At 52.6% G+C, this 24,322-nt stretch carries 23 protein-coding genes and 1 riboswitch; of the genes, 15 read left to right on the top strand and 8 right to left on the bottom strand.

What is annotated here, in order from left to right:
• Positions 1-134: 134 nt before the first annotated feature.
• From poxB to HVZ39_RS09135, 4 genes are all read left to right on the top strand, one after another.
• Positions 135-1,853 (top strand): ubiquinone-dependent pyruvate dehydrogenase, encoded by a 1,719-nt coding sequence (gene poxB / locus HVZ39_RS09150; protein ID WP_016156946.1) that lies wholly within the window; start codon positions 135-137, stop codon positions 1,851-1,853.
• A gap of 36 nt (positions 1,854-1,889) precedes the next feature.
• Positions 1,890-2,891: a low-specificity L-threonine aldolase gene (gene ltaE / locus HVZ39_RS09145; RefSeq protein ID WP_016153662.1), complete on the top strand. Its 1,002-nt coding sequence runs from the start codon at positions 1,890-1,892 to the stop codon at positions 2,889-2,891.
• Between the two features lie 10 nt (positions 2,892-2,901).
• The gene (locus HVZ39_RS09140; RefSeq protein WP_016156947.1) at positions 2,902-4,335 is read left to right on the top strand and encodes an SDR family oxidoreductase; all 1,434 of its coding nucleotides are present in this window, start codon (positions 2,902-2,904) and stop codon (positions 4,333-4,335) included.
• A 94-nt stretch (positions 4,336-4,429) separates the two neighbouring features.
• Positions 4,430-5,443, top strand: a complete 1,014-nt coding sequence (locus HVZ39_RS09135) for an NAD(P)-dependent oxidoreductase (RefSeq protein WP_016153664.1) — start codon at positions 4,430-4,432, stop codon at positions 5,441-5,443.
• On the opposite strand, the gene HVZ39_RS09130 is transcribed toward HVZ39_RS09135, so the two are convergent.
• Both HVZ39_RS09130 and HVZ39_RS09125 read right to left on the bottom strand, forming a co-directional pair.
• Positions 5,440-6,270, bottom strand: coding sequence for an N-acetylmuramoyl-L-alanine amidase (locus HVZ39_RS09130; protein WP_181633492.1), 831 nt, complete (start codon positions 6,268-6,270; stop codon positions 5,440-5,442). The genes HVZ39_RS09135 and HVZ39_RS09130 overlap by 4 nt on opposite strands.
• Positions 6,267-6,590 (bottom strand): heavy metal-binding domain-containing protein, encoded by a 324-nt coding sequence (locus tag HVZ39_RS09125; RefSeq protein WP_001160725.1) that lies wholly within the window; start codon positions 6,588-6,590, stop codon positions 6,267-6,269. The genes HVZ39_RS09130 and HVZ39_RS09125 overlap by 4 nt, the downstream gene beginning before the upstream one ends.
• A 251-nt stretch (positions 6,591-6,841) precedes the next feature.
• Here HVZ39_RS09125 and HVZ39_RS09120 point away from each other — a divergent pair, with 251 nt between their 5' ends.
• The 7 genes from HVZ39_RS09120 (at position 6,842) to yegS (ending at position 13,188) form a co-directional block, all read left to right on the top strand.
• Entirely contained in the window at positions 6,842-7,357 is a 516-nt protein-coding gene (locus HVZ39_RS09120; RefSeq protein ID WP_016153666.1) for a lipoprotein, read from the top strand.
• A 225-nt stretch (positions 7,358-7,582) separates the two neighbouring features.
• Positions 7,583-8,311, top strand: coding sequence for an arginine ABC transporter ATP-binding protein ArtP (gene artP, locus HVZ39_RS09115; protein ID WP_016156950.1), 729 nt, complete (start codon positions 7,583-7,585; stop codon positions 8,309-8,311).
• Between the two features lie 16 nt (positions 8,312-8,327).
• Positions 8,328-9,059 (top strand): arginine ABC transporter substrate-binding protein ArtI, encoded by a 732-nt coding sequence (artI, locus tag HVZ39_RS09110; protein WP_003027298.1) that lies wholly within the window; start codon positions 8,328-8,330, stop codon positions 9,057-9,059.
• Between the two features lie 6 nt (positions 9,060-9,065).
• Complete coding sequence (gene artQ, locus HVZ39_RS09105) at positions 9,066-9,782, top strand: arginine ABC transporter permease ArtQ (RefSeq protein WP_016153668.1); 717 nt, start codon at positions 9,066-9,068, stop codon at positions 9,780-9,782.
• Entirely contained in the window at positions 9,782-10,450 is a 669-nt protein-coding gene (artM, locus tag HVZ39_RS09100) for an arginine ABC transporter permease ArtM (protein ID WP_016153669.1), read from the top strand. The genes artQ and artM overlap by 1 nt, the downstream gene beginning before the upstream one ends.
• A 245-nt stretch (positions 10,451-10,695) precedes the next feature.
• Positions 10,696-11,427 (top strand): arginine ABC transporter substrate-binding protein ArtJ, encoded by a 732-nt coding sequence (artJ, locus tag HVZ39_RS09095; RefSeq protein WP_016153670.1) that lies wholly within the window; start codon positions 10,696-10,698, stop codon positions 11,425-11,427.
• Between the two features lie 861 nt (positions 11,428-12,288).
• The gene (gene yegS, locus HVZ39_RS09090; protein WP_046275436.1) at positions 12,289-13,188 is read left to right on the top strand and encodes a lipid kinase YegS; all 900 of its coding nucleotides are present in this window, start codon (positions 12,289-12,291) and stop codon (positions 13,186-13,188) included.
• Positions 13,189-13,210: 22 nt separating this feature from the next.
• Here yegS and fbaB read toward each other — a convergent pair whose 3' ends face one another.
• Positions 13,211-14,263 carry a class I fructose-bisphosphate aldolase gene (gene fbaB, locus HVZ39_RS09085; RefSeq protein WP_016153672.1) on the bottom strand — a complete coding sequence of 351 codons (1,053 nt, stop codon included), beginning with the start codon at positions 14,261-14,263 and terminating at the stop codon, positions 13,211-13,213.
• Between the two features lie 252 nt (positions 14,264-14,515).
• Between fbaB and HVZ39_RS09080 the strand changes: the two genes are divergently transcribed.
• Genes HVZ39_RS09080 through HVZ39_RS09070 form a run of 3 tightly spaced genes read left to right on the top strand, consistent with a single transcriptional unit; the run spans position 14,516 to position 17,756 of the window.
• On the top strand, positions 14,516-15,793 hold the full coding sequence (locus HVZ39_RS09080; RefSeq protein ID WP_181633491.1) for a nucleoside permease: 1,278 nt from the start codon (positions 14,516-14,518) through the stop codon (positions 15,791-15,793).
• On the top strand, positions 15,790-16,794 hold the full coding sequence (locus HVZ39_RS09075; protein ID WP_019077202.1) for an ADP-ribosylglycohydrolase family protein: 1,005 nt from the start codon (positions 15,790-15,792) through the stop codon (positions 16,792-16,794). Before HVZ39_RS09080 ends, HVZ39_RS09075 begins: the two co-directional genes overlap by 4 nt.
• The gene (locus HVZ39_RS09070; RefSeq protein ID WP_104651457.1) at positions 16,791-17,756 is read left to right on the top strand and encodes a PfkB family carbohydrate kinase; all 966 of its coding nucleotides are present in this window, start codon (positions 16,791-16,793) and stop codon (positions 17,754-17,756) included. Before HVZ39_RS09075 ends, HVZ39_RS09070 begins: the two co-directional genes overlap by 4 nt.
• On the opposite strand, the gene HVZ39_RS09065 is transcribed toward HVZ39_RS09070, so the two are convergent.
• Genes HVZ39_RS09065 through thiM form a run of 3 tightly spaced genes read right to left on the bottom strand, consistent with a single transcriptional unit; the run spans position 17,730 to position 20,103 of the window.
• Positions 17,730-18,476 (bottom strand): GntR family transcriptional regulator, encoded by a 747-nt coding sequence (locus HVZ39_RS09065; RefSeq protein WP_016153677.1) that lies wholly within the window; start codon positions 18,474-18,476, stop codon positions 17,730-17,732. The genes HVZ39_RS09070 and HVZ39_RS09065 overlap by 27 nt on opposite strands.
• Before the next feature lie 41 nt (positions 18,477-18,517).
• Complete coding sequence (thiD, locus tag HVZ39_RS09060) at positions 18,518-19,318, bottom strand: bifunctional hydroxymethylpyrimidine kinase/phosphomethylpyrimidine kinase (protein ID WP_181633490.1); 801 nt, start codon at positions 19,316-19,318, stop codon at positions 18,518-18,520.
• Complete coding sequence (gene thiM / locus HVZ39_RS09055; RefSeq protein ID WP_181633489.1) at positions 19,315-20,103, bottom strand: hydroxyethylthiazole kinase; 789 nt, start codon at positions 20,101-20,103, stop codon at positions 19,315-19,317. The genes thiD and thiM overlap by 4 nt, the downstream gene beginning before the upstream one ends.
• A 31-nt stretch (positions 20,104-20,134) precedes the next feature.
• Positions 20,135-20,231, bottom strand: a riboswitch (TPP riboswitch).
• A 221-nt stretch (positions 20,232-20,452) separates the two neighbouring features.
• On the opposite strand from thiM, the gene HVZ39_RS09050 reads away from it, so the two are divergent.
• The gene (locus tag HVZ39_RS09050; RefSeq protein ID WP_019077205.1) at positions 20,453-20,785 is read left to right on the top strand and encodes an RcnB family protein; all 333 of its coding nucleotides are present in this window, start codon (positions 20,453-20,455) and stop codon (positions 20,783-20,785) included.
• Between the two features lie 53 nt (positions 20,786-20,838).
• Here the strand turns inward: HVZ39_RS09050 and HVZ39_RS09045 are convergent, their stop codons facing one another.
• Positions 20,839-21,822, bottom strand: a complete 984-nt coding sequence (locus tag HVZ39_RS09045; protein WP_181633488.1) for a fimbrial protein — start codon at positions 21,820-21,822, stop codon at positions 20,839-20,841.
• An 11-nt stretch (positions 21,823-21,833) separates the two neighbouring features.
• Entirely contained in the window at positions 21,834-24,320 is a 2,487-nt protein-coding gene (locus HVZ39_RS09040; protein ID WP_181633487.1) for a fimbrial biogenesis outer membrane usher protein, read from the bottom strand.
• Positions 24,321-24,322: the final 2 nt, after the last annotated feature.

The following is a 24,322-nucleotide window of genomic DNA, read 5'->3' as shown; positions in this document are numbered from 1 at the left end:
TAACCATGTCCAATAACAAACTACGCTTAATACAGGCTTAATGAAACCTGCCGGAAATAAGAGGTAATGATAAGCATAACTATTATCTTCATCTAAACTTGTAACCGGTATCACATTAAAGGAGAAGGAAAACCATGAAACAAACGGTTGCCGCTTTTATTGCTAAAACACTCGAACAAGCAGGCGTTAAACGCATTTGGGGTGTGACGGGTGACTCGCTAAATGGCCTTAGTGACAGTCTGAATCGTATGGGAACGATTGACTGGATGCCAACCCGTCATGAAGAGGTTGCGGCCTTCGCCGCGGGAGCTGAAGCGCAGTTGACGGGAGAACTGGCCGTCTGCGCTGGCTCGTGTGGACCAGGCAACCTGCACCTGATTAACGGCCTGTTTGATTGCCACCGCAACCACGTCCCGGTACTGGCAATTGCCGCACACATTCCATCCAGTGAGATAGGCAGCGGTTATTTTCAGGAGACCCACCCGCAAGAGTTGTTTCGCGAATGTAGCCACTATTGCGAGCTGGTTTCCAGCCCTGAACAGATCCCACAGGTGCTGGCAATTGCCATGCGTAAAGCGGTGCTCAACCGCGGCGTCTCCGTGGTGGTATTACCCGGCGACGTTGCGCTGAAGCCAGCACCAGAAAGCGCCAGCACTCACTGGTATCATGCGCCGCTCCCGGTGGTCACTCCGGAAGAAGAAGAGCTCAGAAAACTAGCGCAACTGCTACGCTACTCCAGCAATATCGCCCTGATGTGCGGCAGCGGCTGCGCCGGTGCGCATAAAGAACTGGTTGAGTTTGCTGCTAAAATAAAAGCGCCGATTGTGCACGCCCTGCGTGGTAAAGAGCATGTTGAGTACGACAACCCTTACGACGTGGGCATGACCGGGCTGATCGGCTTTTCATCCGGCTTCCATACCATGATGAATGCCGACACGCTGATCCTGCTCGGTACCCAATTCCCCTATCGCCCGTTCTACCCCACCGACGCCAAGATTATTCAGATTGATATCAATCCGGCGAGCATTGGCGCGCACAGTAAAGTTGATATGGCGCTGGTAGGCGATATTAAATCCACACTCCGCACCCTGCTGCCGCTGGTGGAAGAAAAAACCGATCGGCAGTTCCTGGATAAAGCGCTGGAACACTATCGTGAGGCGCGTAAAGGGCTGGATGATTTAGCCAAACCCAGCGATAAAGCCATTCATCCGCAGTATCTGGCGCAGCAGATCAGCCACTTTGCCGCTGACGACGCCATCTTCACCTGCGACGTTGGCACGCCAACGGTGTGGGCAGCACGTTATCTGAAAATGAACGGTAAACGCCGTCTGATCGGTTCGTTTAACCACGGGTCGATGGCCAATGCCATGCCGCAGGCGCTCGGCGCACAAGCGACCGAACCGGGACGTCAGGTTGTCGCAATGTGCGGTGACGGTGGTTTTAGCATGCTGATGGGCGACTTTCTGTCGGTTGTGCAAATGAAGCTGCCGGTGAAGATTATTGTCTTCAACAACAGCGTGTTGGGGTTTGTGGCGATGGAGATGAAAGCTGGCGGTTATCTGACCGACGGCACCGAACTGCACGATACAAATTTCGCACGGATTGCCGAGGCTTGCGGCATCACGGGCATTCGCGTGGAGAAATCCTCAGAGGTTGATGAAGCGCTGCAAAGGGCGATGTCGATTGATGGTCCGGTGCTGGTCGATGTGGTCGTCGCGAAAGAAGAACTGGCGATCCCGCCGCAGATCAAACTCGAACAAGCTAAAGGTTTTAGCCTGTATATGCTGCGCGCAATCATCAGCGGGCGCGGTGATGAAGTGATCGAACTGGCGAAAACTAACTGGCTCAGGTAAAACAGAGGGCATTACCTCACTTAAAAAGGAATGCCCGTGATTGATTTACGCAGTGATACCGTCACCCGACCAAGTCGCGCCATGCTCGAAGAGATGATGGCCGCCCCGGTCGGGGACGACGTCTACGGTGATGACCCTACCGTTAATGCCCTCCAGCAATACGCAGCCGAGCTTGCTGGCAAAGAAGCCGCAATTTTCTTACCCACAGGCACTCAGGCGAACCTGGTGGCTCTCCTCAGCCATTGTCAGCGCGGCGAAGAGTATATCGCCGGTCAGGGCGCACATAACTATCTCTACGAAGCGGGTGGCGCAGCGGTACTCGGCAGCATTCAACCGCAACCTATCGACGCCATGCCGGATGGCTCTCTGCCGCTGGACAAAGTGGCGGCAAAAATCAAAGCGGACGATATCCATTTTGCCCGCACGCGTCTGCTCAGTCTGGAAAACACCCACAACGGCAAAGTACTACCACGCGAGTATCTGAAAGAGGCCTGGGAATTCACCCGTGAGCGCAATCTTGCGCTGCATGTCGACGGCGCGCGTATTTTTAACGCCATCGTCGCCTATGGCTGTGAGTTAAAAGATGTCACGCAATACTGCGATTCGTTCACCATTTGTCTCTCCAAAGGTTTAGGAACGCCGGTAGGCTCACTGCTGGTCGGCAGCCACGAGTACATCAAGCGCGCCATTCGTTGGCGTAAAATGACCGGTGGCGGAATGCGTCAGGCCGGTATTCTGGCGGCGGCCGGACTGTATGCGCTGAAAAATAACGTGTCGCGCTTACAAGAAGACCATGACAACGCCGCCTGGATGGCGGAACAACTGCGCGAAGCAGGAGCGGACGTCATGCGCCACGACACCAACATGCTGTTTGTCCGCGTTGGCGAAGAACACGCTGCGGCGCTGGGCGAGTACATGAAAGCGCAAGGCGTGCTGATTAACGCCTCGCCGATTGTGCGTCTGGTGATGCATCTGGACGTATCGCGTGAACAGCTTGCTGAAGTCGTCGCCCACTGGCGCGCTTTTTTAACCCGCTAAGGAGATGGGCGTGCCGCAACGGATTTTGGTTCTTGGCGCCAGTGGCTACATTGGTCAGCATCTGGTACAGGCGCTCAGTCAGCAAGGGCATCAGGTGCTGGCTGCGGCACGCCGCATCGAGCGGCTGGAAAAGCAGCAGTTGGCCAACGTCAGCTGCCATAAGGTCGATTTGAATTGGCCAGATAACCTAACGCCGCTGCTGACCGGCGTTGATACGGTCTATTACCTGGTCCATGGCATGGGAGAAGGCGGTGATTTTATCGCCCATGAGCGCCAGGTAGCAATGAACGTGCGCGATGCGCTACGTGATACGCCAGTCAAACAGCTTATTTTCCTGAGCTCATTACAGGCTCCCCGCCATGAACAATCCGATCATCTGCGTGCGCGACAGATAACCGCGGACACCCTGCGCGAATCAGGCGTGCCGATGACCGAATTGCGCGCTGGTATTATCGTAGGGGCAGGTTCTGCCGCCTTTGAAGTGATGCGCGACATGGTCTACAACCTGCCGGTACTCACCCCTCCGCGCTGGGTGCGCTCGCGTACCACGCCTATCGCGCTGGAGAATTTAATGTACTACCTGGTGGCGTTGTTGGATCATCCTACACGCCAACACCGCGTACTCGAAGCCGCCGGGCCGCAGGTATTGAGCTATCAGGAGCAGTTCGAGCATTTTATGGCGGTCAGCGGTAAACATCGCCTGCTCATCCCTGTCCCCTTTCCTACCCGCTGGATTTCGGTCTGGTTTTTGAACGTCATAACGTCAGTGCCGCCGACCACGGCCAAAGCGCTGATACAGGGTTTAAAACACGACCTGCTGGCCGATGACACCGAATTACGCACCCTGATCCCGCAAAAGCTGATTGCCTTTGATGACGCGGTACGCAGCACGTTGAAAGAAGAAGAGAAGCTGGTCAATTCCAGCGACTGGGGTTACGACGCGCAGGCATTTGCCCGCTGGCGCCCCGAATATGGCTATTTCGCTAAACAAGCTGGCTTTAGCGTTGAAACCTCCGCCAGTCGGCAGGCACTGTGGCAGGTGGTGAATCGCCTCGGCGGCAAAGAAGGCTATTTCTTTGGCAATATTTTATGGAAAACGCGCGCGGCGTTGGACCTGCTGGTCGGCCATAAGCTGGCGAAAGGCAGACCGCAACACTCTCTGTTGCAGGTTGGCGATACCGTTGATAGCTGGAAAGTGATCATCGTTGAGCCAGAAAAACAGCTGACGCTGCTGTTTGGGATGAAAGCGCCAGGATTGGGTCGTCTGAGCTTCACGCTGGAAGATAAAGGCGACCACCGACGCATTGATGTCCGCGCCTGGTGGCATCCGCACGGCATGCCAGGCCTCTTCTATTGGCTGCTGATGATCCCGGCGCATCTGTTCATTTTCAGAGGGATGGCGAAGCGTATTGCTAAACTTGCAGAACAAATCACAGACTCATGATAAAAAGAGCCTGTATTCTTTCATGTTTCCCATTGCATACAGACGAAATTCACGGAAGAATGCGCACGACGTTTTTTAAACACAGTGGATTGATATGAAGGTACTGGTTACCGGAGCCACCAGCGGCTTAGGCCGAAACGCGGTTGAGTTTTTATGCAGCAAAGGCGTCAGCGTCAGAGCTACCGGTCGCAACGAAGCGATGGGCAAGCTGCTGGAGAAAATGGGCGCAGAGTTTGTGCATGCCGATTTGACCGAGCTGGTCTCTTCGCAGGCAAAAGTGATGCTCGCCGGTATCGATACGCTGTGGCACTGCTCCAGTTTTACCTCACCATGGGGAACTCAGGAAGCCTTCGATCTGGCCAACGTTCGCGCAACCCGCCGTCTGGGCGAGTGGGCCGTGGCCTGGGGCGTTCGTAACTTCATTCATATCTCATCACCGTCGCTCTATTTTGATTATCACCACCATCGCGATATCAAAGAGGACTTCCGCCCCCAACGCTTCGCCAATGAATTCGCCCGCAGTAAAGCGGCTGGCGAAGATGTGATTGCGTTGCTGACACAGGCCAACCCGCAGACCCGTTTTACGGTATTGCGTCCGCAAAGCTTGTTCGGACCACACGATAAAGTTTTTATCCCGCGCCTGGCCCATATGATGTACCACTACGGCAGCATTCTGTTGCCGCACGGCGGAAGTGCGCTGGTGGATATGACCTACTACGAGAATGCGGTGCACGCGATGTGGCTGGCAAGTCAGCAAGCCTGCGATAATCTGCCGTCGGGTCGTGCGTACAACATTACCAACGGCGAGCATCGCACCCTGCGCAGTATTGTGCAGAAACTCATCGACGAGCTAAATATTGATTGTCGTATCCGCTCCGTACCCTACCCGATGCTGGACATGATTGCCCGCAGCATGGAGCGGTTAGGCAATAAATCCGCGAAAGAGCCAAAGCTTACGCATTACGGCGTCTCGAAGCTGAATTTTGACTTTACGCTGGATACCACCCGCGCTCAGGAAGAATTAGGTTATCAGCCCGTTGTGACGCTGGATGAAGGGATTGAGCGTACCGCGGCCTGGCTGCGTGACCACGGCAAGCTGCCGCGTTAACCCTGCCCGTATTTCTCCAGTAACGCTTCGGCAATCGCCTGAGTTTCTGCATCCGCCACGCCGTTCCACAAGGTCGGGCGGAAGTGCATCTGGAAGGCCATAATCACCCGCCGCTGTTCACGCGGCGTCATTTCAGGTTTTACCTCATAACCATAGCGCGACAGCAGATCGAGCAATGATGAGGTTTCTACCGGTGCATCGGGCGCTCGCCCGGCAAGATAAAACGCCACTCGCTGAGCATCCGGCCACGCGCCAATTCCTTGCGCAGCCAGTTCTTCCCATGGAAACAGCGGACCTGGATCGTCCTTGCGCTGCGGTGCGACATCCGCATGGGCCACCACGTTCTGTGGTTTTATGTCATAGCGGGCAATAATATCTTTCGCCAAGGGGATTAACGCCTGAATTTGCGCGGGTTCAAACGGCGCAAAATACTTGCTGCCCGCCGATTTTTGCCAGCCGCGGTTTTCCAGCTCAATGCCGATCGAGGTATCGTTAATTCGCGTAGCGCCGCGCCAGAAGCTAATCCCCGCATGCCAGGCCAGATCTTTTTCCGCTACCAGTTGCCAGATACGCGGTTTGCCGTGGTAGAGCGGCGGCACTGCCGGGATCAGATAGTGCGAGCTGACGTTTTTATCGGTCAGCGTAGCCAGAGAAGAGTCGAAATTATCGGCCGTGTAATGGATAACCAGCACTTTAATGCGCGGGTAAGCAGCCTGCGCCTGACGACGGGTATCTAACTGATACCCGTCTATGTCGACAATCCCTTTTTCGCCAGCACATCCTACCAGCAGCAGCGTTAATGCCAGCAGAGACAACAAACGCTTCATCGGCGAGTTTTCACCGCGGTGCCGCTGACGCTCACCATCAGCATGCTACCGTCTTTGCCCACGGTTTCGTAATCGATATCGATACCGACTACCGCATCAGCACCGAGCGCTTTTGCCTGTTCACCAAGCTCCTGAAAAGCAATTTCACGCGCTTTACGCAGCTCTTTTTCATACGCGCCGGAGCGACCGCCGACGATATCGCGAATGCCGGCGAAGAAATCGCGGAAGATATTCGCGCCTAAAATGGCTTCGCCAGTCACAACACCGCAGTATTCCACGATGCTTTGCCCTTCCAGCGTAGGGGTAGTCGAAAACTGCATGGTTAATCTCCTTTTTGCGCTAAGAGCACGATCTCAAAAGCATTATCGAACCGATCCACTATCATTGAAAGGATATATTCTTTACACAAAATAATTCGAGTTGCAGGAAGGCGGCAAAAGAGTGAATCCCCAGGAGCATAGATAACTATGTGACTGGGGTGAACGCACGTAGCCAACGCACAAGCAACTTGAAGTATGACATGTAAATCAACGTAGAACACTAATAGTAGAAAGCTAATAAGGAAATCATTATGCGCTACTCGAAACTCTCTCTGCTGGTTCCATGTGCACTACTTCTCAGCGCCTGTACTACCGTAACGCCGGCCTACAAAGATAACGGCACGCGTAGCGGCTCTTGCGTAGAAGGCGGGCCAGACAGCGTGGCTCAACAATTCTATGATTACCGTATTCAGCACCGAAACAATGACATTACTCCCCTTCGTCCGTACCTCAGCGACAACCTGGCGAAACTGCTGAACGATGCCAGCCGTGATAACGCGCATCGCGATCTGTTTAACAGCGATCCGTTCTCTAGTCGCGCTACGTTACCGGACAGTGCCAGCGTCGCCAGCGCATCGACCATTCCGAATAGTGATGCACGCAACATTCCGCTGCGCGTAGAGCTTAAACAGGGTGACCAAAGCTGGCGTGATGAAGTACTGATGATCCGCGAAGGCCAGTGCTGGGTAGTTGACGATGTCCGCTATCTGGGCGGCAGCGTACACGCGCCAGCCGGGACGCTGCGCCAGTCTGTCGAAAACCGCTAACCACCCCATTCACCCGCTTTAATCATAACCCCCATAAATTGTCTGGCATTCTGCATAGAATGCCGACAATTATTCTTGCCCACTGGTGGCCCCGCTATTTTGTGCTATGTTTAGATAAGAATGCGGTTTGCATTTAACTTTTAACGCATAAATATTGCATAACTATTCTGTCAAAGGTAGTATCTGCGGCTTCAATAGCTATCAGACTGCCAGTATCGAGTGTCAATGAGTATTCAATTAAACGGCATTAACTGCTTCTACGGCGCACATCAGGCGCTGTTCGATATCACGCTGGATTGCCCTCAGGGTGAAACACTGGTGTTACTTGGCCCAAGTGGAGCCGGGAAAAGCTCGCTGCTGCGCGTACTCAACCTGCTTGAGATGCCGCGCTCGGGCACGCTCTCTATTGCGGGTAACCGTTTCGACTTCACGAAGACCCCGTCAGACAAAGCCATTCGGGAGCTGCGTCAGAACGTGGGCATGGTCTTCCAGCAATACAACCTTTGGCCGCATCTCACGGTTGTGCAGAATCTGATTGAAGCGCCCTGCCGCGTACTGGGTCTGACAAAAGATCAAGCGCTGGCACGCGCCGAAAAATTGCTGGAACGTCTGCGCCTGAAGCCGTACAGCGATCGCTACCCACTGCATCTCTCCGGCGGCCAGCAACAACGTGTGGCCATTGCCCGCGCGTTGATGATGGAGCCGCAGGTGCTGCTGTTTGATGAACCTACCGCAGCGCTTGATCCGGAAATTACTGCCCAAATCGTCAGCATCATTCGTGAACTGGCGGAAACCAACATTACTCAGGTGATCGTCACCCACGAAGTGGAAGTTGCACGTAAAACGGCCAGCCGTGTGGTGTATATGGAAAACGGTCATATCGTCGAGTTTGGGGATGCGAGCTGCTTTGCCAACCCGCAAACCGAAGCGTTTAAAAACTATCTCTCTCACTAAGATTCGGGACAATACAATGAAAAAAGTTCTGATTGCCGCGCTAATCGCAGGTTTTAGCCTTTCCGCTACCGCAGCCCAAACCATTCGTTTCGCCACCGAAGCGTCTTATCCTCCGTTTGAATCTATTGATGCGAATAACAAAATCGTAGGGTTTGACGTTGATCTGGCGAATGCGCTGTGTAAAGAGATTGACGCGACCTGTACCTTCACCAATCAGGCCTTCGACAGCCTGATCCCGAGCCTGAAATTCCGTCGTTTTGACGCGGTGATGGCCGGTATGGACATCACGCCAGAGCGTGAAAAACAGGTTCTGTTCACCACCCCGTATTACGACAACTCTGCCCTGTTTGTTGGCCAACAGGGTAAATACACCAGCATTGACCAGTTGAAAGGCAAAAAAGTCGGTGTACAAAACGGTACTACGCACCAGAAATTCATCATGGATAAACATCCGGAAGTGACCACCGTACCGTATGACAGCTACCAGAATGCCAAACTCGATCTGCAAAATGGTCGTATTGACGGCGTATTTGGTGATACCGCAGTGGTGACCGAATGGCTGAAAGACAATCCAAAGCTGGCCGCAGTTGGCGACAAAGTGACGGATAAAGATTACTTCGGTACGGGTCTGGGCATCGCTGTGCGCCAGGGCAATACCGAGCTGCAGCAGAAATTTAACGCTGCGCTGGAAAAAGTGAAGAAAGATGGGACTTACGAGACCATCTACAACAAATGGTTCCAGAAGTAATACTTGATGAATGAATTTTTTCCTTTAGCAAGCGCCGCCGGGATGACCGTCGGCCTTGCCGTTTGTGCGCTGATTATTGGCCTCGCGCTCGCCATGTTTTTTGCCGTCTGGGAGTCAGTAAAATGGCGTCCGGTAGCATGGACGGGCTCAGCTCTGGTCACCATCCTGCGTGGTCTGCCGGAAATTCTGGTGGTTCTGTTCATCTATTTCGGCTCTTCACAGCTGCTGCTGACGCTGGCCGATGGCTTTACGATCAATCTCGGGTTTGTACAAATCCCGGTTCAGATGCAGATCGAAAACTTCGACGTCAGCCCGTTCCTGTGCGGTGTAATTGCGCTGTCATTGCTGTATGCGGCTTACGCGTCGCAAACGCTGCGTGGCGCGCTGAAGGCCGTACCACTCGGACAATGGGAATCAGGTCAGGCGTTGGGTTTGTCTAAAGCCGCGATCTTCTTTCGCCTGGTGATGCCGCAGATGTGGCGTCACGCTCTGCCGGGACTGGGTAACCAGTGGCTGGTATTGCTGAAAGATACCGCGCTGGTCAGCCTTATCAGCGTGAACGATCTGATGCTGCAAACCAAGAGCATTGCCACCCGTACCCAGGAGCCGTTTACCTGGTACATTGTGGCGGCGGCTATTTACCTGGTGATTACGCTGGTGAGTCAGTACATTCTCAAACGCATTGACCTGCGCGCGACACGATTTGAGCGGAGACCAGGCTGATGCTTGAGTATTTACCTGAATTGTTAAAAGGGCTGCATACCAGCCTGACGCTGACGGTCGCCTCCATCGTGGTTGCTCTGGTGCTGGCGCTGGTTTTCACCGTCATCCTGACGCTAAAAACGCCGATTGTGGTCTGGTTGGTTCGCGCCTATATCACGTTGTTTACCGGTACTCCGCTGCTGGTGCAAATATTCCTGATCTACTACGGGCCAGGGCAGTTCCCGACGCTACAGGAGTATCCGGTACTGTGGCACCTGCTCTCTGAACCGTGGCTGTGCGCCTTAATTGCGCTATCGTTAAACAGTGCGGCTTATACCACCCAGCTGTTCTACGGTGCCATCCGCGCGATCCCGGAAGGCCAGTGGCAGTCCTGTGGAGCGTTGGGGATGAGTAAGAAGGATACGCTGGCGATTCTGTTGCCGTACGCCTTTAAACGCGCCCTCTCCTCGTATTCCAACGAAGTGGTGCTGGTGTTTAAAAGTACCTCACTGGCATACACCATCACGCTGATGGAAGTCATGGGCTATAGTCAGCTGCTGTACGGTCGCACTTATGACGTCATGGTTTTCGGCGCGGCGGGTGTGATTTACCTGATCGTCAACGGTTTGCTGACGCTGATGATGCGCTTGATCGAACGTAAAGCGCTGGCGTTTGAACACCGGAATTAAATCGGTTTTTATGTCTGATGGCGCTACGCTTATCAGGCTACGATTCATCTTCCGTTGTACACTCTCCGGTGAATATGCATAAAGCCAAAATAAAAAGACGGACAACAACCTAAATTGTCCGTCTTTTTTTATATCTTTAAAAATAACTAATCATTTTAATTGCATATAAATTCATTAAATGGCATTGTTAATTCACGCCGCAGACACGGTAAATAATCATAAGATTGACAGACGGGAGTTCCACCATGAAAAAGTTAGTACTGGCCGCATTACTTGCTACTTTCGCCGCAGGCGCCTCAGCTGCTGATAAAATTAGTTTCGGTGTATCAGCGACTTATCCGCCATTTGAGTCACTGGATGCAAGCAATAAAATTGTCGGTTTTGACATCGACCTGGCAACGGCACTGTGCAAACAAATGCAGGCTGACTGTACTTTCACCAATCATGCTTTTGATAGCTTGATTCCCGCGCTGAAATTCAAAAAATATGATGCGGTGATTTCCGGAATGGACATCACGCCTGAGCGTAGCAAGCAGGTGGCATTTACTCAGCCTTACTATGCAAACTCCGCGCTGGTGATTGCGAAAAAAGACACCTATAAAACCTTTGCCGACCTGAAAGGGAAACGCATTGGCATGGAAAACGGTACCACGCACCAGAAATACCTGCAGGACAAACACCCTGAAGTGAAAACTGTGGCCTACGACAGCTATCAGAATGCGATTATCGACCTGAAAAATGGTCGTATTGATGGCGTATTTGGCGATACCGCCGTGGTTAACGAGTGGCTGAAAACCAACCCGCAGTTAGGCGTAGCCACTGACAAAGTGACCGACCCACAATACTTCGGTACTGGTCTTGGCATTGCGGTTCGCCCGGATAACAAAGCCCTGCTGGAAAAACTGAATAGCGCGCTGGCCGCAATCAAAGCTGACGGCACGTACCAAAAAATCAGCGATCAGTGGTTCCCACAGTAACGTCCACCCAATCTGAAAAGCCGCATTCTGCGTAATGCGGTTCAGTTAACGCCTCAGTTTCAGAAAGCATCACCTGTGTTGGTAGAAGTTATGGATATGCTATCTCACGGTAAGGGTTCCGTTCACCTCATGTGCATCGTTTCTCTGAAACACCGATTCCTGTGAACGTGTAAAGGGCGTTCTCCGCCACGCCCTTTACAATCCCGGCTCCCGGCGGGAAAATTGCCACTTCGTGGTCCCCTCCGTTTATTCCTCCAGGCTACCGGGCCGGACGCGAGGCAGCGTCCCTGCAAAACGCGCCCTGAACCCGCATCCCTGCGGGTTCTCCCGGCCTTACGGAAACACGTCGGCAATTTTCAGCCGGACCAGCCCACACCTGACCACCTGCGTTTTTTATCTGAATAGCAAAACAGAGTTAACTGGAAGTCAGCGCGTTGCAGCGATGACCCCGGTCCGGCTGAAAATCGATGAGGCGTTGACGGCTGACCGGGTCTGCCCGCAGGGATGCGGGCAGAGGGGACGGCCTGCAGGGACGCAGGCCCGGCCCCGACCCGACAGGCAGACGGCATAAGACGAATGAATCGCGTAGCGACGATTTTCCCGCCGGGAGCCTGGGTTGCAAGGGAGGCGGCGGTGAGCCTCCCTTGCACGTTCACGGGTATCTGCGCTTCAGAGAATTGCTACCGCCGAGGTGAACGGAACCCTGAGCAAGAATCACATGTTCCCCATAATGCTTAACTGAACAGTATTGCGCATTCTGCGGCTTTTTTTATCTCTTCGCCTTCGCTTTCAGTCAGTTCTTACGCCATAAACCCATTCCTGGCGTACACTTGTTAAAACGAAAAAAAGTGAGGCAAACGGATGATAGCGTTCCCTGCCAGTTTACTGATCCTCAACGGAAAAAGTGCTGATAATCTCCCCCTGCGTGATGTCATTGCAGAGCTACGCGATGAAGGCGTGGAAATCCATGTTCGCGTTACCTGGGAAAAAGGCGACGCCCAACGCTACGTTGATGAAGCTCGCCAGTTAGGCGTTGCAACGGTGATTGCCGGCGGCGGCGACGGCACAATTAACGAAGTCTCGACGGCGCTGATCCAGTCACAGGGCGGCAATATCCCGGCGCTCGGTATTTTACCGTTGGGAACGGCGAATGATTTTGCAACCAGCGTAGGCATACCCGACGCCCTTGATAAGGCGTTAAAACTGGCTATCGCCGGAAATGCGACTGATATCGATATGGTTCAGGTCAATGATAAAACCTGTTTTATCAATATGGCGACCGGCGGCTTCGGCACACGCATCACCAGCGAGACGCCAGAAAAACTCAAGGCCGCATTAGGTGGCGTATCGTACTTTATTCACGGATTAATGCGCATGGATACGCTCAAACCCGACATCTGCGACATTCGTGGGGAAGATTTTCACTGGCAGGGTAAGGCGCTGGTCATTGGTATCGGTAATGGTCGTCAGGCCGGTGGTGGGCAACAGCTTTGCCCGACGGCGCTGATCAACGATGGTCTGCTGCAACTGCGTATTTTTACCGGCGAAGAGCTGCTGCCAGGGCTACTTTCGGCGTTAACGCAATCCGAAGACAACCCTAACATCATCGAAGGCGCATCATCGTGGTTTGATATCCGCGCCCCGCACGAAATTACGTTTAATCTCGATGGCGAACCGCTTAGCGGACAAGAATTTCATATTGAAATCCTGCCCGCAGCGCTACGTTGCAGACTGCCGCCGGGTTGTCCGCTACTGCGTTAACACGACGACACCCCAACTGGGATCAGGCAATGGTGACTTTGCTGTCCAGATAAACATCCTGCACGGCGTTAATCAGCTTAACGCCGTCAGCCATGGTTTTCTTGAATGCTTTTCGTCCAAGAATCAGCCCCATGCCGCCAGCACGTTTGTTAATCACCGCCGTACGTACCGCATCGCTCAGATCGGTTTCGCCGCCAGCCGCACCGCCAGAGTTAATTAATCCGGCGCGCCCCATATAGCAGTTCGCCAGCTGATAACGCACCAGATCGATTGGGTTGTCGCTGGTCAGCTTGCTGTAAACGCGATCGTCGGTGTAGCCAAAGTTGACTGCTTTATACCCGCCGTTATTTTCCGCCATTTTCTGCTTAACGATATCCGCCCCGATAGTGGCTGCCAGATGGTTAGCCTGCCCGGTGAGATCGGCGGAAACATGGTAATCCACGCCATCTTTTTTAAACGCGGAGTTACGCAGATACGCCCACAGCACGGTGACCATCCCCAGTTCATGAGCACGCTCGAACGCCGCAGAAATCTCTTCAATCTGGCGACGGGACTCCTCTGAACCGAAATAGATGGTTGCCCCTACCGCAACCGCGCCCATATTGAATGCCTGTTCTACGCTGGCATACAGCGTCTGGTCAAACGTATTGGGGTAGCTCAGCGTTTCGTTGTGGTTAATTTTTACAAGAAACGGAATGCGGTGCGCGTAGCGACGGGAGACGGAAGCCAGCACGCCATAGGTCGATGCCACGCAGTTACACCCTGCTTCGATAGCCAGTTCCACAATATTCTTCGGATCAAAGTACAGCGGGTTAGCCGCGAACGATGCCCCCGCGGAGTGTTCCACGCCCTGATCCACCGGTAGAATTGACAGATAACCTGTCCCGGCCAGTCGGCCCGTGTTATACAGCGTTTGCATATTACGCAGCACCGCTGGCGGACGGTTGTTATCCACCATCACGCGATCGACGTAATCATGTCCAGGCAGGTAAAGTTGGTCAGAAGGAATGGTCATACAACGATGCTGTAAAAGGTTGTCGGCATCTTTGCCAAGCAACTGCGCAATATCAGTCATAGCTATGCTCCCGTAAGTTCCGATTTGAAACCGGAATGTGGATTGTCCTGACCCGCTTTGTTGCGGGCAGCAATAAGCCTGGTACCGACTGCGTTTTTTTTCCATCTTTAGCGCACTTTTCAGCAACTTCTGCTGGCTCGATTCAGGAAGAAATAATGTTAAGGCGGTCAAATTTAGACCTCAAAGGTATTTTAAAGGTATTATCGAATGGTACTATCAGTGCGTACCTTACCTGTCATGAAGGATTTAAAGATGAAAACTACAGTTAAGCTGTCGTTCATGATGTTTGTAGAGTGGTTTATCTGGGGCGCCTGGTTTGTACCGCTGTGGCTGTGGCTGAGTAAAAGTGGCTTTAGCGCCGGGGAGATCGGCTGGTCCTACGCCTGTACCGCAATTGCCGCGATCCTGTCGCCCATCCTGGTCGGTTCTGTCACTGACCGTTTTTTCTCCGCGCAAAAAGTGCTGGCGGTGCTGATGTTCGTCGGCGCTATTTTAATGTACTTCGCCGCCCAGCAAACCACCTTCAGCGGATTTTTCCCGCTGTTACTGGCCTATTCGTTGACCTATATGCCGACGATTGCGCTGACCAACAGTATCGCTTTTGCCAACGTCAGTGACGTTGAGCGTGATTTCCCGCGCATCCGTGTGATGGGGACCATTGGCTGGATCGCCTCTGGGTTGGCCTGCGGTTTCTTACCGCAAATGCTTGGCTATAGTGACATCTCCCCTACCAATATTCCTCTGCTTATCACTGCCGGAAGCTCCGCTCTGTTGGGCGTCTTTGCGTTCTTTTTACCGGATACGCCGCCGAAAAGTACCGGCAAAATGGATTTCAAGGTCATGCTGGGTCTGGATGCGCTGATCCTGCTGCGGGATAAGAACTTCCTCGTCTTTTTCTTTTGCTCTTTTCTGTTCGCGATGCCGCTGGCGTTCTATTACATCTTCGCCAACGGTTATCTGACTGAAGTCGGGATGAAAAACGCCACCGGTTGGATGACGCTGGGCCAGTTCTCTGAAATCTTCTTTATGCTGGCGCTACCGTTTTTCACCAAACGCTTTGGCATTAAAAAGGTATTGCTGCTTGGTCTTATTACTGCGGCTATCCGCTACGGATTTTTTGTTTACGGCGGCGCGGAAGAATATTTCACTTACACCCTGCTGTTTCTCGGCATTCTGCTGCACGGCGTCAGTTACGACTTCTACTACGTCACAGCCTACATTTATGTCGATAAAAAAGCGCCCGTACATATGCGCACCGCGGCGCAAGGGCTTATCACCCTCTGTTGTCAGGGATTCGGTAGCCTGCTCGGTTATCGTCTGGGCGGCGTGATGATGGAAAAAATGTTTGCTTATCAGGAACCGGTGAATGGTCTTACCTTTAACTGGGCTGGCATGTGGGGATTTGGCGCGGTCATGATCGCCGTCATTGCCGTAATGTTTATGATTTTCTTTCGCGAGTCAGATAAAGAAATCACCGCCATTAAGGTGGACGATCGCGATGTAGCGTTGAAACAAGGGGAAGTAAAATGAAAGCAGAACGTATTCTCGGTGCTCTTTATGGGCAGGCGTTAGGGGATGCGATGGGTATGCCGTCGGAACTGTGGCCAAGAACCCGGGTTAAAGCCCATTTCGGTTGGATCGACCGTTTTTTACCCGGCCCTGCGGAGAATAATGCCGCCTGCTATTTTAACCAGGCGGAGTTCACTGATGACACTTCCATGGCGCTGTGTCTGGCTGATGCTCTGCTTGAGTGCGACGGAGAGATTGTACCCGACGTTATTGGCCGCAATATTCTGGCCTGGGCCGAACGTTTTGATGCTTTTAATAAAAACGTGCTCGGCCCGACCTCAAAAATTGCGCTAAAAGCCATTCGCGACGGCAAACCTGTCGCCGAACTGGAAAATAACGGCGTTACCAACGGAGCGGCAATGCGCGTTTCACCGCTGGGATGCCTGCTCCCCGCGCGCGATCTCGATGCCTTTATCGATGATGTGGCATTAGCCTCCAGCCCGACGCATAAATCGGATTTGGCTATCGCTGGCGCAGTGGTGGTCGCGTGGGCGGTATCACGCGCTATCGATGGCGGAAAATGGTCAGAGATTGTCGACGCGCTGCCAGCCATTGCCCGGCATGCGCAGCAAAAAAGGATCACTACCTTTAGCGCATCGCTCTCTGCACGCCTTGAACTGGCGCTGAAAATTGTCCGTAACGCTGACGGCATTGAGTCTGCCTGCGAGCAGTTGTATCAGGTTGTAGGGGCCGGAACCAGTACCATTGAATCCGTGCCATGCGCCATCGCTATGGTTGAGCTGGCGCAGACCGATCCTAACCGCTGCGCCATTCTGTGCGCGAACCTCGGGGGCGATACCGACACCATCGGGGCGATGGCAACTGCCATTTGTGGCGCGCTCCACGGCGTAAGTGCGATTAATCCGGCATTGAAACATGAGCTCGATGCGGTAAATCAGCTGGACTTTATCCGCTACGCCAGTGGATTGATGCGACTGCGCGAGCAGCGGGAGGCACTATGAGCACCACGCGTCTGCAACAACTTCTCCCGCAGTTACGCACACAGCGACCCGTTACGGTGGTGGGTGCGGCGGTGATTGATGTCATTGCCGATGCGTATGCCCTTCCCTGGCGCGGATGTGACATTGAACTCAAACAGCAAGGGGTGAACGTTGGCGGCTGCGCGCTCAATATCGCCGTAGCACTCAAGCGGTTAGGTATCGACGCCAGTAATGCTTTACCGCTGGGTCAGGGGGTGTGGGCCGATATTATCCGCAACCGGATGGCAAAAGAGGGACTGCACAGCCTGATCGATAACGCCGCAGGCGATAACGGCTGGTGTCTGGCTCTGGTCGAGCCGGATGGCGAACGTACCTTTATGTCCTTTAGTGGCGTCGAAAATCAGTGGAACGCTGACTGGCTGGCACAGCTGGAGATCCCACGTCACAGCCTGGTTTATCTCTCGGGCTATCAGTTAGCCTCTCCATGTGGTGAGTTGCTGGTGCATTGGCTGGAAGGGCTGGAGGAAGTGACGCCGTTTATCGATTTTGGTCCACGCATCGGCGACATTCCCGAGCCCTTACTGGCAAGAATTATGGCCTGCCGTCCACTGGTATCGCTCAATCGGCAGGAGGCGGAAATTGCCGCCGAGCGGTTTGCATTAAGCCAGGATATAGAAGGTTTTGGCGCACAATGGGTGCAACGTTTTGCCACACCGGTGGTGGTACGCCACGATAAAGACGGTGCGTGGTATTTCAGCACGCAAACTTCCGGTTGCATACCGGCATTTGCGACAGCGGTCGTTGATACCATTGGCGCTGGTGACAGCCACGCTGGCGGCATGCTGGCGGGACTGGCGTCTGGCTGGTCGCTGGCTGACGCGGTACTGCTTGGAAACGCCGTGGCGTCCTGGGTGGTAGGGCATCGCGGGGGCGATTGCGCCCCTACGCGCGAGGCGTTACTCCTCGCACACAAACACGTATAGATCGCTTCGACAATAGCTGATGCTGTATTCAATGGGCCGTTGCTGCTGGTCAAGCGCTACCTGCTTGATCACCAGCACCGGCACTTTGCTGTCCATTTGAATGTGCGCCTGGAACTCTGCGTCAGGCATTCGGGCACTGACACGTGAGCGGGTGCGCTGCGGGAAAATATGCTGGCTGCGAAAATAGTCATACAGTGAAACGCCGATGGCATCCACGTCATGAATTAGATGGGCAGGAACCCATGACTCTTCAATAGAAACTGCATCTTCATCTACGTAGCGAATGCGCTTGAGCAGGAAGACGTCACTCCCCGTGGCAACAGCCAGCTGCTGCGCTACCTCTTCCGGGCAAGGCACAATCCGCTTGTTAACCCACAGCGTATCTGGTTTTTTACCGCGCAACACCACCTGCTGTGAAAAACCACGCGCTTCTTTTAGCGAATACTCGAAGATGTTGTTGATTTGCGTCCCGTAACCGCGGGCGCGCGTCACGACGCCTTCTTCTTCCAAAGCCTGCATCGCCTTACGAACCGTAATTCGCGAAACGCCGGTCAACTGGCTGAGATCGCGCTCGCCGGGCAGGATGTTTCCATGCTCCAGAATCCCGCTGCGCACAGCGTTTTTCACCGTTTGCGCAAATTTCATATACAGCGGCGTGTTATCTGCCGCGGAAATGCGTTCATTCAGTTGCGCGATAAGCTGGGTATGCGCTTGTTCCATTTATCTTTTTCCTGCAGCCGTTTCTGCAGTCAGTATACTCATTACCACCACGCGTGGAAATGATGCACCGGACCAATTCCCTCACCGACTTCCAGGGTGTCGGCCTGCGCCAATGCCGCTGAAAGCCACAACTTAGCTTCCTGCACTGTCTGTGCCCAGTTGTCATGGCGCGGACGCAGCGCCGCCAGTGCCGCCGATAGCGTACAGCCAGTACCGTGGGTATTTTTGGTCATCACCCTTGGCGCGGTAAAACGCTTTTCGCCATCACGGGTAAAGAGCCAGTCGGGGCTTTGCGCATCCTCCAGATGACCGCCTTTCATCAACACCGCCTCGCAACCCAGCGCCCGCAGCGCCCTTCCCTGCTCTAACATCTCCTGCTCAGTCTGCGCATGGGGAGCCCCGAGCAGCGCCGCAGCTTCGGGTAAATTTGGGGTGATAATCGAAACCTGCGGCAGCAAATGGGTACGCAGCGTTTCAACCGCCGAGGGAGACAGCAACGGATCGCCGCTTTTCGCCAGCATCACGGTATCCAGTACGACATTTTGCACCCGATGGCGACGCAAACGTTCGGCGACCGCTTCAACAATATCCGTTTCCGCCAGCATACCGATTTTAGTGGTGTCGATACGCACATCACTGAACACCGAATCCAGCTGTGCAGCGACAAAGTCAGGTTCAATGCGATACACCGACTGTACCCCGCGCGTATTTTGCGCCACCAACGCCGTGATAACCGAGCAGCCGTAAGCGCCAAGCGCCGAGAACGTTTTTAAATCGGCCTGAATACCTGCGCCACCGCTTGGATCGGTTCCGGCAATGGTTAGTGCGTTAATCCGTTTCATAGTTGCTCCTGCGCGTTCAGGTTATAGAGGGCGTCGATAAATGCCGGGACAAAACTGCCCGGTCCGGTTGATTGTTGAGTGGCTATTTGTCCGGCCTGTTTCATCCAGCTACAGGCGGAGGCGACGTTATCAAGCCGGTCACCGTGCAGGGCGCAACTGGCCGCAACGACTGCCGACAGCGCGCATCCGGTGCCCACCACGCGCGTCATCAACGGGTCACCCCCGTTCACGCAGACGGTACGCTGACCATCGGTGATATAGTCAATTTCGCCGGTAACCACGACAATGGTCCCAACCTGACGAGCCAGTGCCTGCGCTGCGGGAAGCGCAGCGGCTGCCGTATCGGTCGTATCCACGCCGCGTCCCCCGCCGTTCATACCCGCCAGAGCCAGTATTTCCGAAGCGTTGCCGCGGATAGCTGCAGGCTGTAGCGCCAACAAATCCAGACAGAAGCGACGACGAAACTCCAGCGCCCCCACGGCAACGGGATCGAGCGTCCACGGGGTTTTAGCAAGTTGTGCCCGCTCAACTGCGGCGCGCATCGCCGTAGCCCGTTCCCGGGTTAAGGTGCCGACATTAATCAGTAATGCACTGGCAATAGACGCGAACTGACTGGCTTCCTCGGGCTCGATTACCATTGCAGGTGATGCGCCCAGCGCCAGCAGCGTATTGGCCGTAAAGCTTTGCACGACCTCGTTGGTCATGCAGTGTGTGAGAGGGGAAAGCGTTCTAAATTGGTGTAAGGTGTGAGCCGCGAGTGTGCGGCTGTGCAGGTCAGGCTGCATGGTTCAGCTCCTGCCCGCGCGAAGAAGGGACACGAGCAGTGTCAGACTTCCCTACGCTGGCATTATCCAGATCAGGTGGTACGGGTATTTCTCAGCCTTCACCAGGAAGGGCACCCCGAGTCGTTGAAACACAAGTTTCGGTAACAGAATACTGCCAACGCTTGATGATGTAAATTAGCGCAGCACCATGGCCCTCCACGAAATTACGGGGTAAGGTTGCAGCTAATCTGTACATTCATTTACACTTTTTACGAAATGACTGGCGTGATCACAAAAAAGTTCTTGTCAGATGCCCTATAAGCCAGGAATGATACACGACTGATGTTGATGACCCGAACAGGTAAAGAGGATGGGTATGAAGAATAAAATGTTGCTGGGTGCACTCCTGCTTGCAAGCAGCGTCGTCTGGGCCGCGCCGGCCGCAACAGCTGCTCCCACCGGAATTGATAAGTATGAGTTGAGCGGTTTCATTGCCGATTTTACCCATTTTAAACCTGGTGACACGGTCCCACCGCTGTACCGTACTGACGAATATGCGATTAAGCAATGGAACCAACGCAACCTGCCAGCACCTACCGCCGGTACCCACTGGACCTACATGGGTGGTGCGTACGTGCTGATCAACGATGCTGACGGTAAGATCATTAAAGCCTACGACGGCGAGATTTTTTATCATCGTTAATAGAAAAAACACGTACTTTCAGCAAGAAAGTACGTGAAATACCCGCAAATCAATTAGTCATAAGATACTGCAAATATTACTTTACTTTGTACTTCACCAGGCAGTAATGATTCCCCTGTCACGCGAACATATTTCGCAGTGATAGGGAAAGTGTACTGATTACTGATTGCTTCCAGTTTGGTCATTCTGTTCATTAGATTATCCCCCTGTTTTAGGGGAGAAGTCGCGGTGCCATTATATATCTGGAACCCCACCCCTTTGGCGCCATTTGCTATCGTGTTTTTTAGTATTTTCCCGCTTTCATCCCAGTCACCGCGCACCACTTTAAAAGTGACGGGATTGGTGGTAACGTTATATATACTTTCGCAATTCAATACCAGATTTGTGGAACCCGATTTGGTATTATTAACCGTGAGCATCTCATTCAATGTGGTATCTGGCATTTTAATTTCGTAGCGGGGTAATGAAAACTGACAGGTGGTGGGTTTATGCGTTACTGTAAAGCTTAAATTCTGTGTAAAAGCTGAATTACTCGATAAACGTCCGGTAACCCAGCAATAAAGATAAGCTAACCAGTTTGAAGTACAAGAATTATCAGAGGTAATACTTACTGCCGGGTCGCTCAGACTAAACGCATCACCGGATACTGTCTGCTTAATAGTCCCTGAATTTACATATTTTGCTGAGATGGTGAAACTTTTGGTATCCAGTACTTCGCCGGCACTAACCGTTTTCTTACCAATACTTACTGGAAAATCATTGCTGGTCAGATTGATATTAATTAAAACCTTCTTGCCGCTGCTCCCCTGAATTGCAACAATGTAATCCTTGAGCGGTGTTGTATAATATAAGCTATCACTGTTAGCTGTACACACTATGTTGCCACTGGAACTGAGATTAATTTGATTTGTTGCTGTTCCAGATGTCATATCCAGATTAATTGTCGTTAACCCGCCATTTTTTGTCTGAAATGTACACCCGGCATCAGCACCAAAGGATGACAGCAGCAAAAATATCAAAAATACGTATCCTTTCATATCTTGCATCCTTATCGGCAAATATAGACTTTATTCTCATCAATCACCCTATCGAAGGTAATTGTACAGAACTGTCCCTGCTGTTTATTAACTGCAACACGTACCGACGCGGGAATATCGTTGGTGCGAATAAATAACCGGCTACCCTGCCCCACCAGGCCAACATTATTACCGATATCATCTTCCACTTCATAACCGAATGATAACGGAGAGCCGTCCGGACGCTCGGCCAGGAAGTACCAGGGTTTGCGCCGATCGGTTTCAAACTCCGTCATCACGACCGCACCGCGATAGGGTACTGTACCTTTTCGATTGCCCAGTAATGCCACATCGCTATTAGTGTCGGAAAGATCCAGCATCAGCATATTTTCACGGTACGGCGTCAGACTGTCGTAAATCGCGTAACCTTTACTGTTGGTTGTTAGATAACGATGCCCCTGCACAGCCGCACCCTGTAACCCAGGCGCTTTAACAATGGCGAATGTATCTGAAAGCCGGGGAGTCAGAGCGACGCCCTCAGACCACACCACGATCCCCCCCTGAATATTGCCGCTGGCCTGTTGATACTTATTCGATTGGCTGTAACTACTGCCTACCGTCGCCACTGGCGCGCGCCAGACCATGCTAACGCCCGCAGTTGTCTCGTTCCCCTGTCGTTGCTGACTGAGGTTGGCACCATAGCTGAATTGATCGCGATGACCCGTCACCCCGCTTAAGCTGGTGTTATTCGACTGAAAGCCGTCATTATCAAACGTCGTGGAATTAGAGACGAACAGATCGCGTCGAGGAGTGGAAATACCGTCCCCCCACGAGAACGGGATGGAGATATACAGGTTAAAACGCTTATCCTCGTGGTTGTCCTCATCGTACGTTTGACTCACGGCAACGGTATAGCTAACTCGCTGCCAGGCGTTAGAGTAGCTAAGCTGATAATCTTTGCCGTTTCCACTGCGTTGCCAATAGTCGCGCCACAGGCCACTGACCGCCAGGGATCCCCAGTTTTCGGGTAACGCTTGATTTATATTCAGTGAAAAACTGTTCTTGCGGCCAAAGTCATTTTGATAGTAGTCCGCAATGTCATAAACGTCGTTTTTATCGCGATTATAGTTATTTTTATTATTCGCCCACACGTAGTCATTAAAGGTACGATAATTCCGCGAGGAATAACGATAAGCTGCAAGTGCAAACTGCGTACCGGTCTGCGTGACATATTTGTTCCATGCAACCTGATAGCTCTGACCATCAAAAACATCACCATTATCCTGCTCGCTATGCGATCGCGTGGCGTCTACCGATACTGCGCCAATGGGGGTATTCCAGCCAGTCCCAAGCACAAATGAAGAATAGTTTTGCGACAGCATTGTACCGCCATAGACCGTTAGCAGATTGTTCAGACCATACTGATAACTCCCTTGCAGGAAATCATACTGATTGCCAGCCCCTTCAATATGACTTCGCCCTGCAGCGAAATCATATTTCGATACGCCCGACTGCAGCATATTTGGCACAGATGAAAAAGGCACCAGATAATGAGATATCGAACCGTTAGCCTCTTTCACACTGACATCTAAATCCGAACCGCCGCCAGCGAGTTGTAGATCATCAATAGCAAATGGGCCTGGTGGTACTTCTTTCTGGTAAATAACAAAACCATTTTGTTCGATGGTTACCAGGGCGTTGCTCTGGGCAATCCCACGAACTACAGGGGTAAAATTCTGTTTTGAGTTTGGTAACATTTGCATATCGCGCCAGATACGCACACCACGAAAACGTACGGCATCAAAAATATCAGCCCCGGTATACATGTCACCGGCGCGCAATGTACCAAGAATCGACGGAACACCACGTTCCACATATAACGTGTTGCTCTTCCATTTGCCGTTGCCCTCGTTACCTTTCGTATAGTTGTCACTTGAATGCAACTGCCACCCCAGCAGGTTCAACCCGCTATTCAGGTTCACATAGCTGCTTTTATCATCACCACCGTGTTTATAATTACTGTAATACTGGCTGGCGTAATAAGAGGTATAAAAAGCGTTTACCCCACGATCCCAGGTTTCAGGCGGCATATATCCTGGTTCATATTCAATCACATATGCCTGAGGCACGCTTAAATTTAGAATAAACTCCCCAATGTCATAACTAACACTGCCGCCCTGCACTGCTGCACGCAGCGGCACGCAGCCTTCTTGTTTATCCGTTTTAATGTTCCCGGTGCGAATACCAATTTGCTGCAATTGAGCCCAGGGCAGACATGTCAGTTCGGGATCGTCTTTAATATCAATATCGTACCGACCACGCCACTTATTATTAAGATAAACATCCATTTCATATATACCGGGCATTGGCTTATCGCCATCAATTTGATAGCGAGAGATTTTCTCACCATTCAAACCACCGATCATAAAGTGGGTATCAAACGTGTCTTCTTCAGCCCATGCGGATGAAGCAGCCAACACCGACAGGATTGACAGTGTAATAGAATTTATCTTTGACATAA

This window comes from Citrobacter sp. RHB35-C21 (assembly GCF_013816515.1).
Taxonomy (GTDB): Bacteria; Pseudomonadota; Gammaproteobacteria; order Enterobacterales; family Enterobacteriaceae; genus Citrobacter; species Citrobacter braakii.
The sequence above is the reverse complement of the archived record's forward strand: the minus strand, read 5'-3'. Positions and strand labels throughout refer to the sequence as shown.

Bases quoted from the DNA above. Each gene is read 5' to 3' on its own strand.
- poxB (WP_016156946.1), top strand. From the start codon at position 135: ATGAAACAAACGGTTGCCGCTTTTATTGCTAAAACACTCGAACAAGCA.
- HVZ39_RS09135 (WP_016153664.1), top strand. From the start codon at position 4,430: ATGAAGGTACTGGTTACCGGAGCCACCAGCGGCTTAGGCCGAAACGCG.
- HVZ39_RS09130 (WP_181633492.1), bottom strand. From the start codon at position 6,270: ATGAAGCGTTTGTTGTCTCTGCTGGCATTAACGCTGCTGCTGGTAGGA.
- HVZ39_RS09125 (WP_001160725.1), bottom strand. From the start codon at position 6,590: ATGCAGTTTTCGACTACCCCTACGCTGGAAGGGCAAAGCATCGTGGAA.
- HVZ39_RS09120 (WP_016153666.1), top strand. From the start codon at position 6,842: ATGCGCTACTCGAAACTCTCTCTGCTGGTTCCATGTGCACTACTTCTC.
- artP (WP_016156950.1), top strand. From the start codon at position 7,583: ATGAGTATTCAATTAAACGGCATTAACTGCTTCTACGGCGCACATCAG.
- artI (WP_003027298.1), top strand. From the start codon at position 8,328: ATGAAAAAAGTTCTGATTGCCGCGCTAATCGCAGGTTTTAGCCTTTCC.
- artQ (WP_016153668.1), top strand. From the start codon at position 9,066: ATGAATGAATTTTTTCCTTTAGCAAGCGCCGCCGGGATGACCGTCGGC.
- artM (WP_016153669.1), top strand. From the start codon at position 9,782: ATGCTTGAGTATTTACCTGAATTGTTAAAAGGGCTGCATACCAGCCTG.
- artJ (WP_016153670.1), top strand. From the start codon at position 10,696: ATGAAAAAGTTAGTACTGGCCGCATTACTTGCTACTTTCGCCGCAGGC.
- yegS (WP_046275436.1), top strand. From the start codon at position 12,289: ATGATAGCGTTCCCTGCCAGTTTACTGATCCTCAACGGAAAAAGTGCT.
- fbaB (WP_016153672.1), bottom strand. From the start codon at position 14,263: ATGACTGATATTGCGCAGTTGCTTGGCAAAGATGCCGACAACCTTTTA.
- HVZ39_RS09080 (WP_181633491.1), top strand. From the start codon at position 14,516: ATGAAAACTACAGTTAAGCTGTCGTTCATGATGTTTGTAGAGTGGTTT.
- HVZ39_RS09075 (WP_019077202.1), top strand. From the start codon at position 15,790: ATGAAAGCAGAACGTATTCTCGGTGCTCTTTATGGGCAGGCGTTAGGG.
- HVZ39_RS09070 (WP_104651457.1), top strand. From the start codon at position 16,791: ATGAGCACCACGCGTCTGCAACAACTTCTCCCGCAGTTACGCACACAG.
- HVZ39_RS09065 (WP_016153677.1), bottom strand. From the start codon at position 18,476: ATGGAACAAGCGCATACCCAGCTTATCGCGCAACTGAATGAACGCATT.
- thiD (WP_181633490.1), bottom strand. From the start codon at position 19,318: ATGAAACGGATTAACGCACTAACCATTGCCGGAACCGATCCAAGCGGT.
- thiM (WP_181633489.1), bottom strand. From the start codon at position 20,103: ATGCAGCCTGACCTGCACAGCCGCACACTCGCGGCTCACACCTTACAC.
- HVZ39_RS09050 (WP_019077205.1), top strand. From the start codon at position 20,453: ATGGGTATGAAGAATAAAATGTTGCTGGGTGCACTCCTGCTTGCAAGC.
- HVZ39_RS09045 (WP_181633488.1), bottom strand. From the start codon at position 21,822: ATGAAAGGATACGTATTTTTGATATTTTTGCTGCTGTCATCCTTTGGT.
- HVZ39_RS09040 (WP_181633487.1), bottom strand. From the start codon at position 24,320: ATGTCAAAGATAAATTCTATTACACTGTCAATCCTGTCGGTGTTGGCT.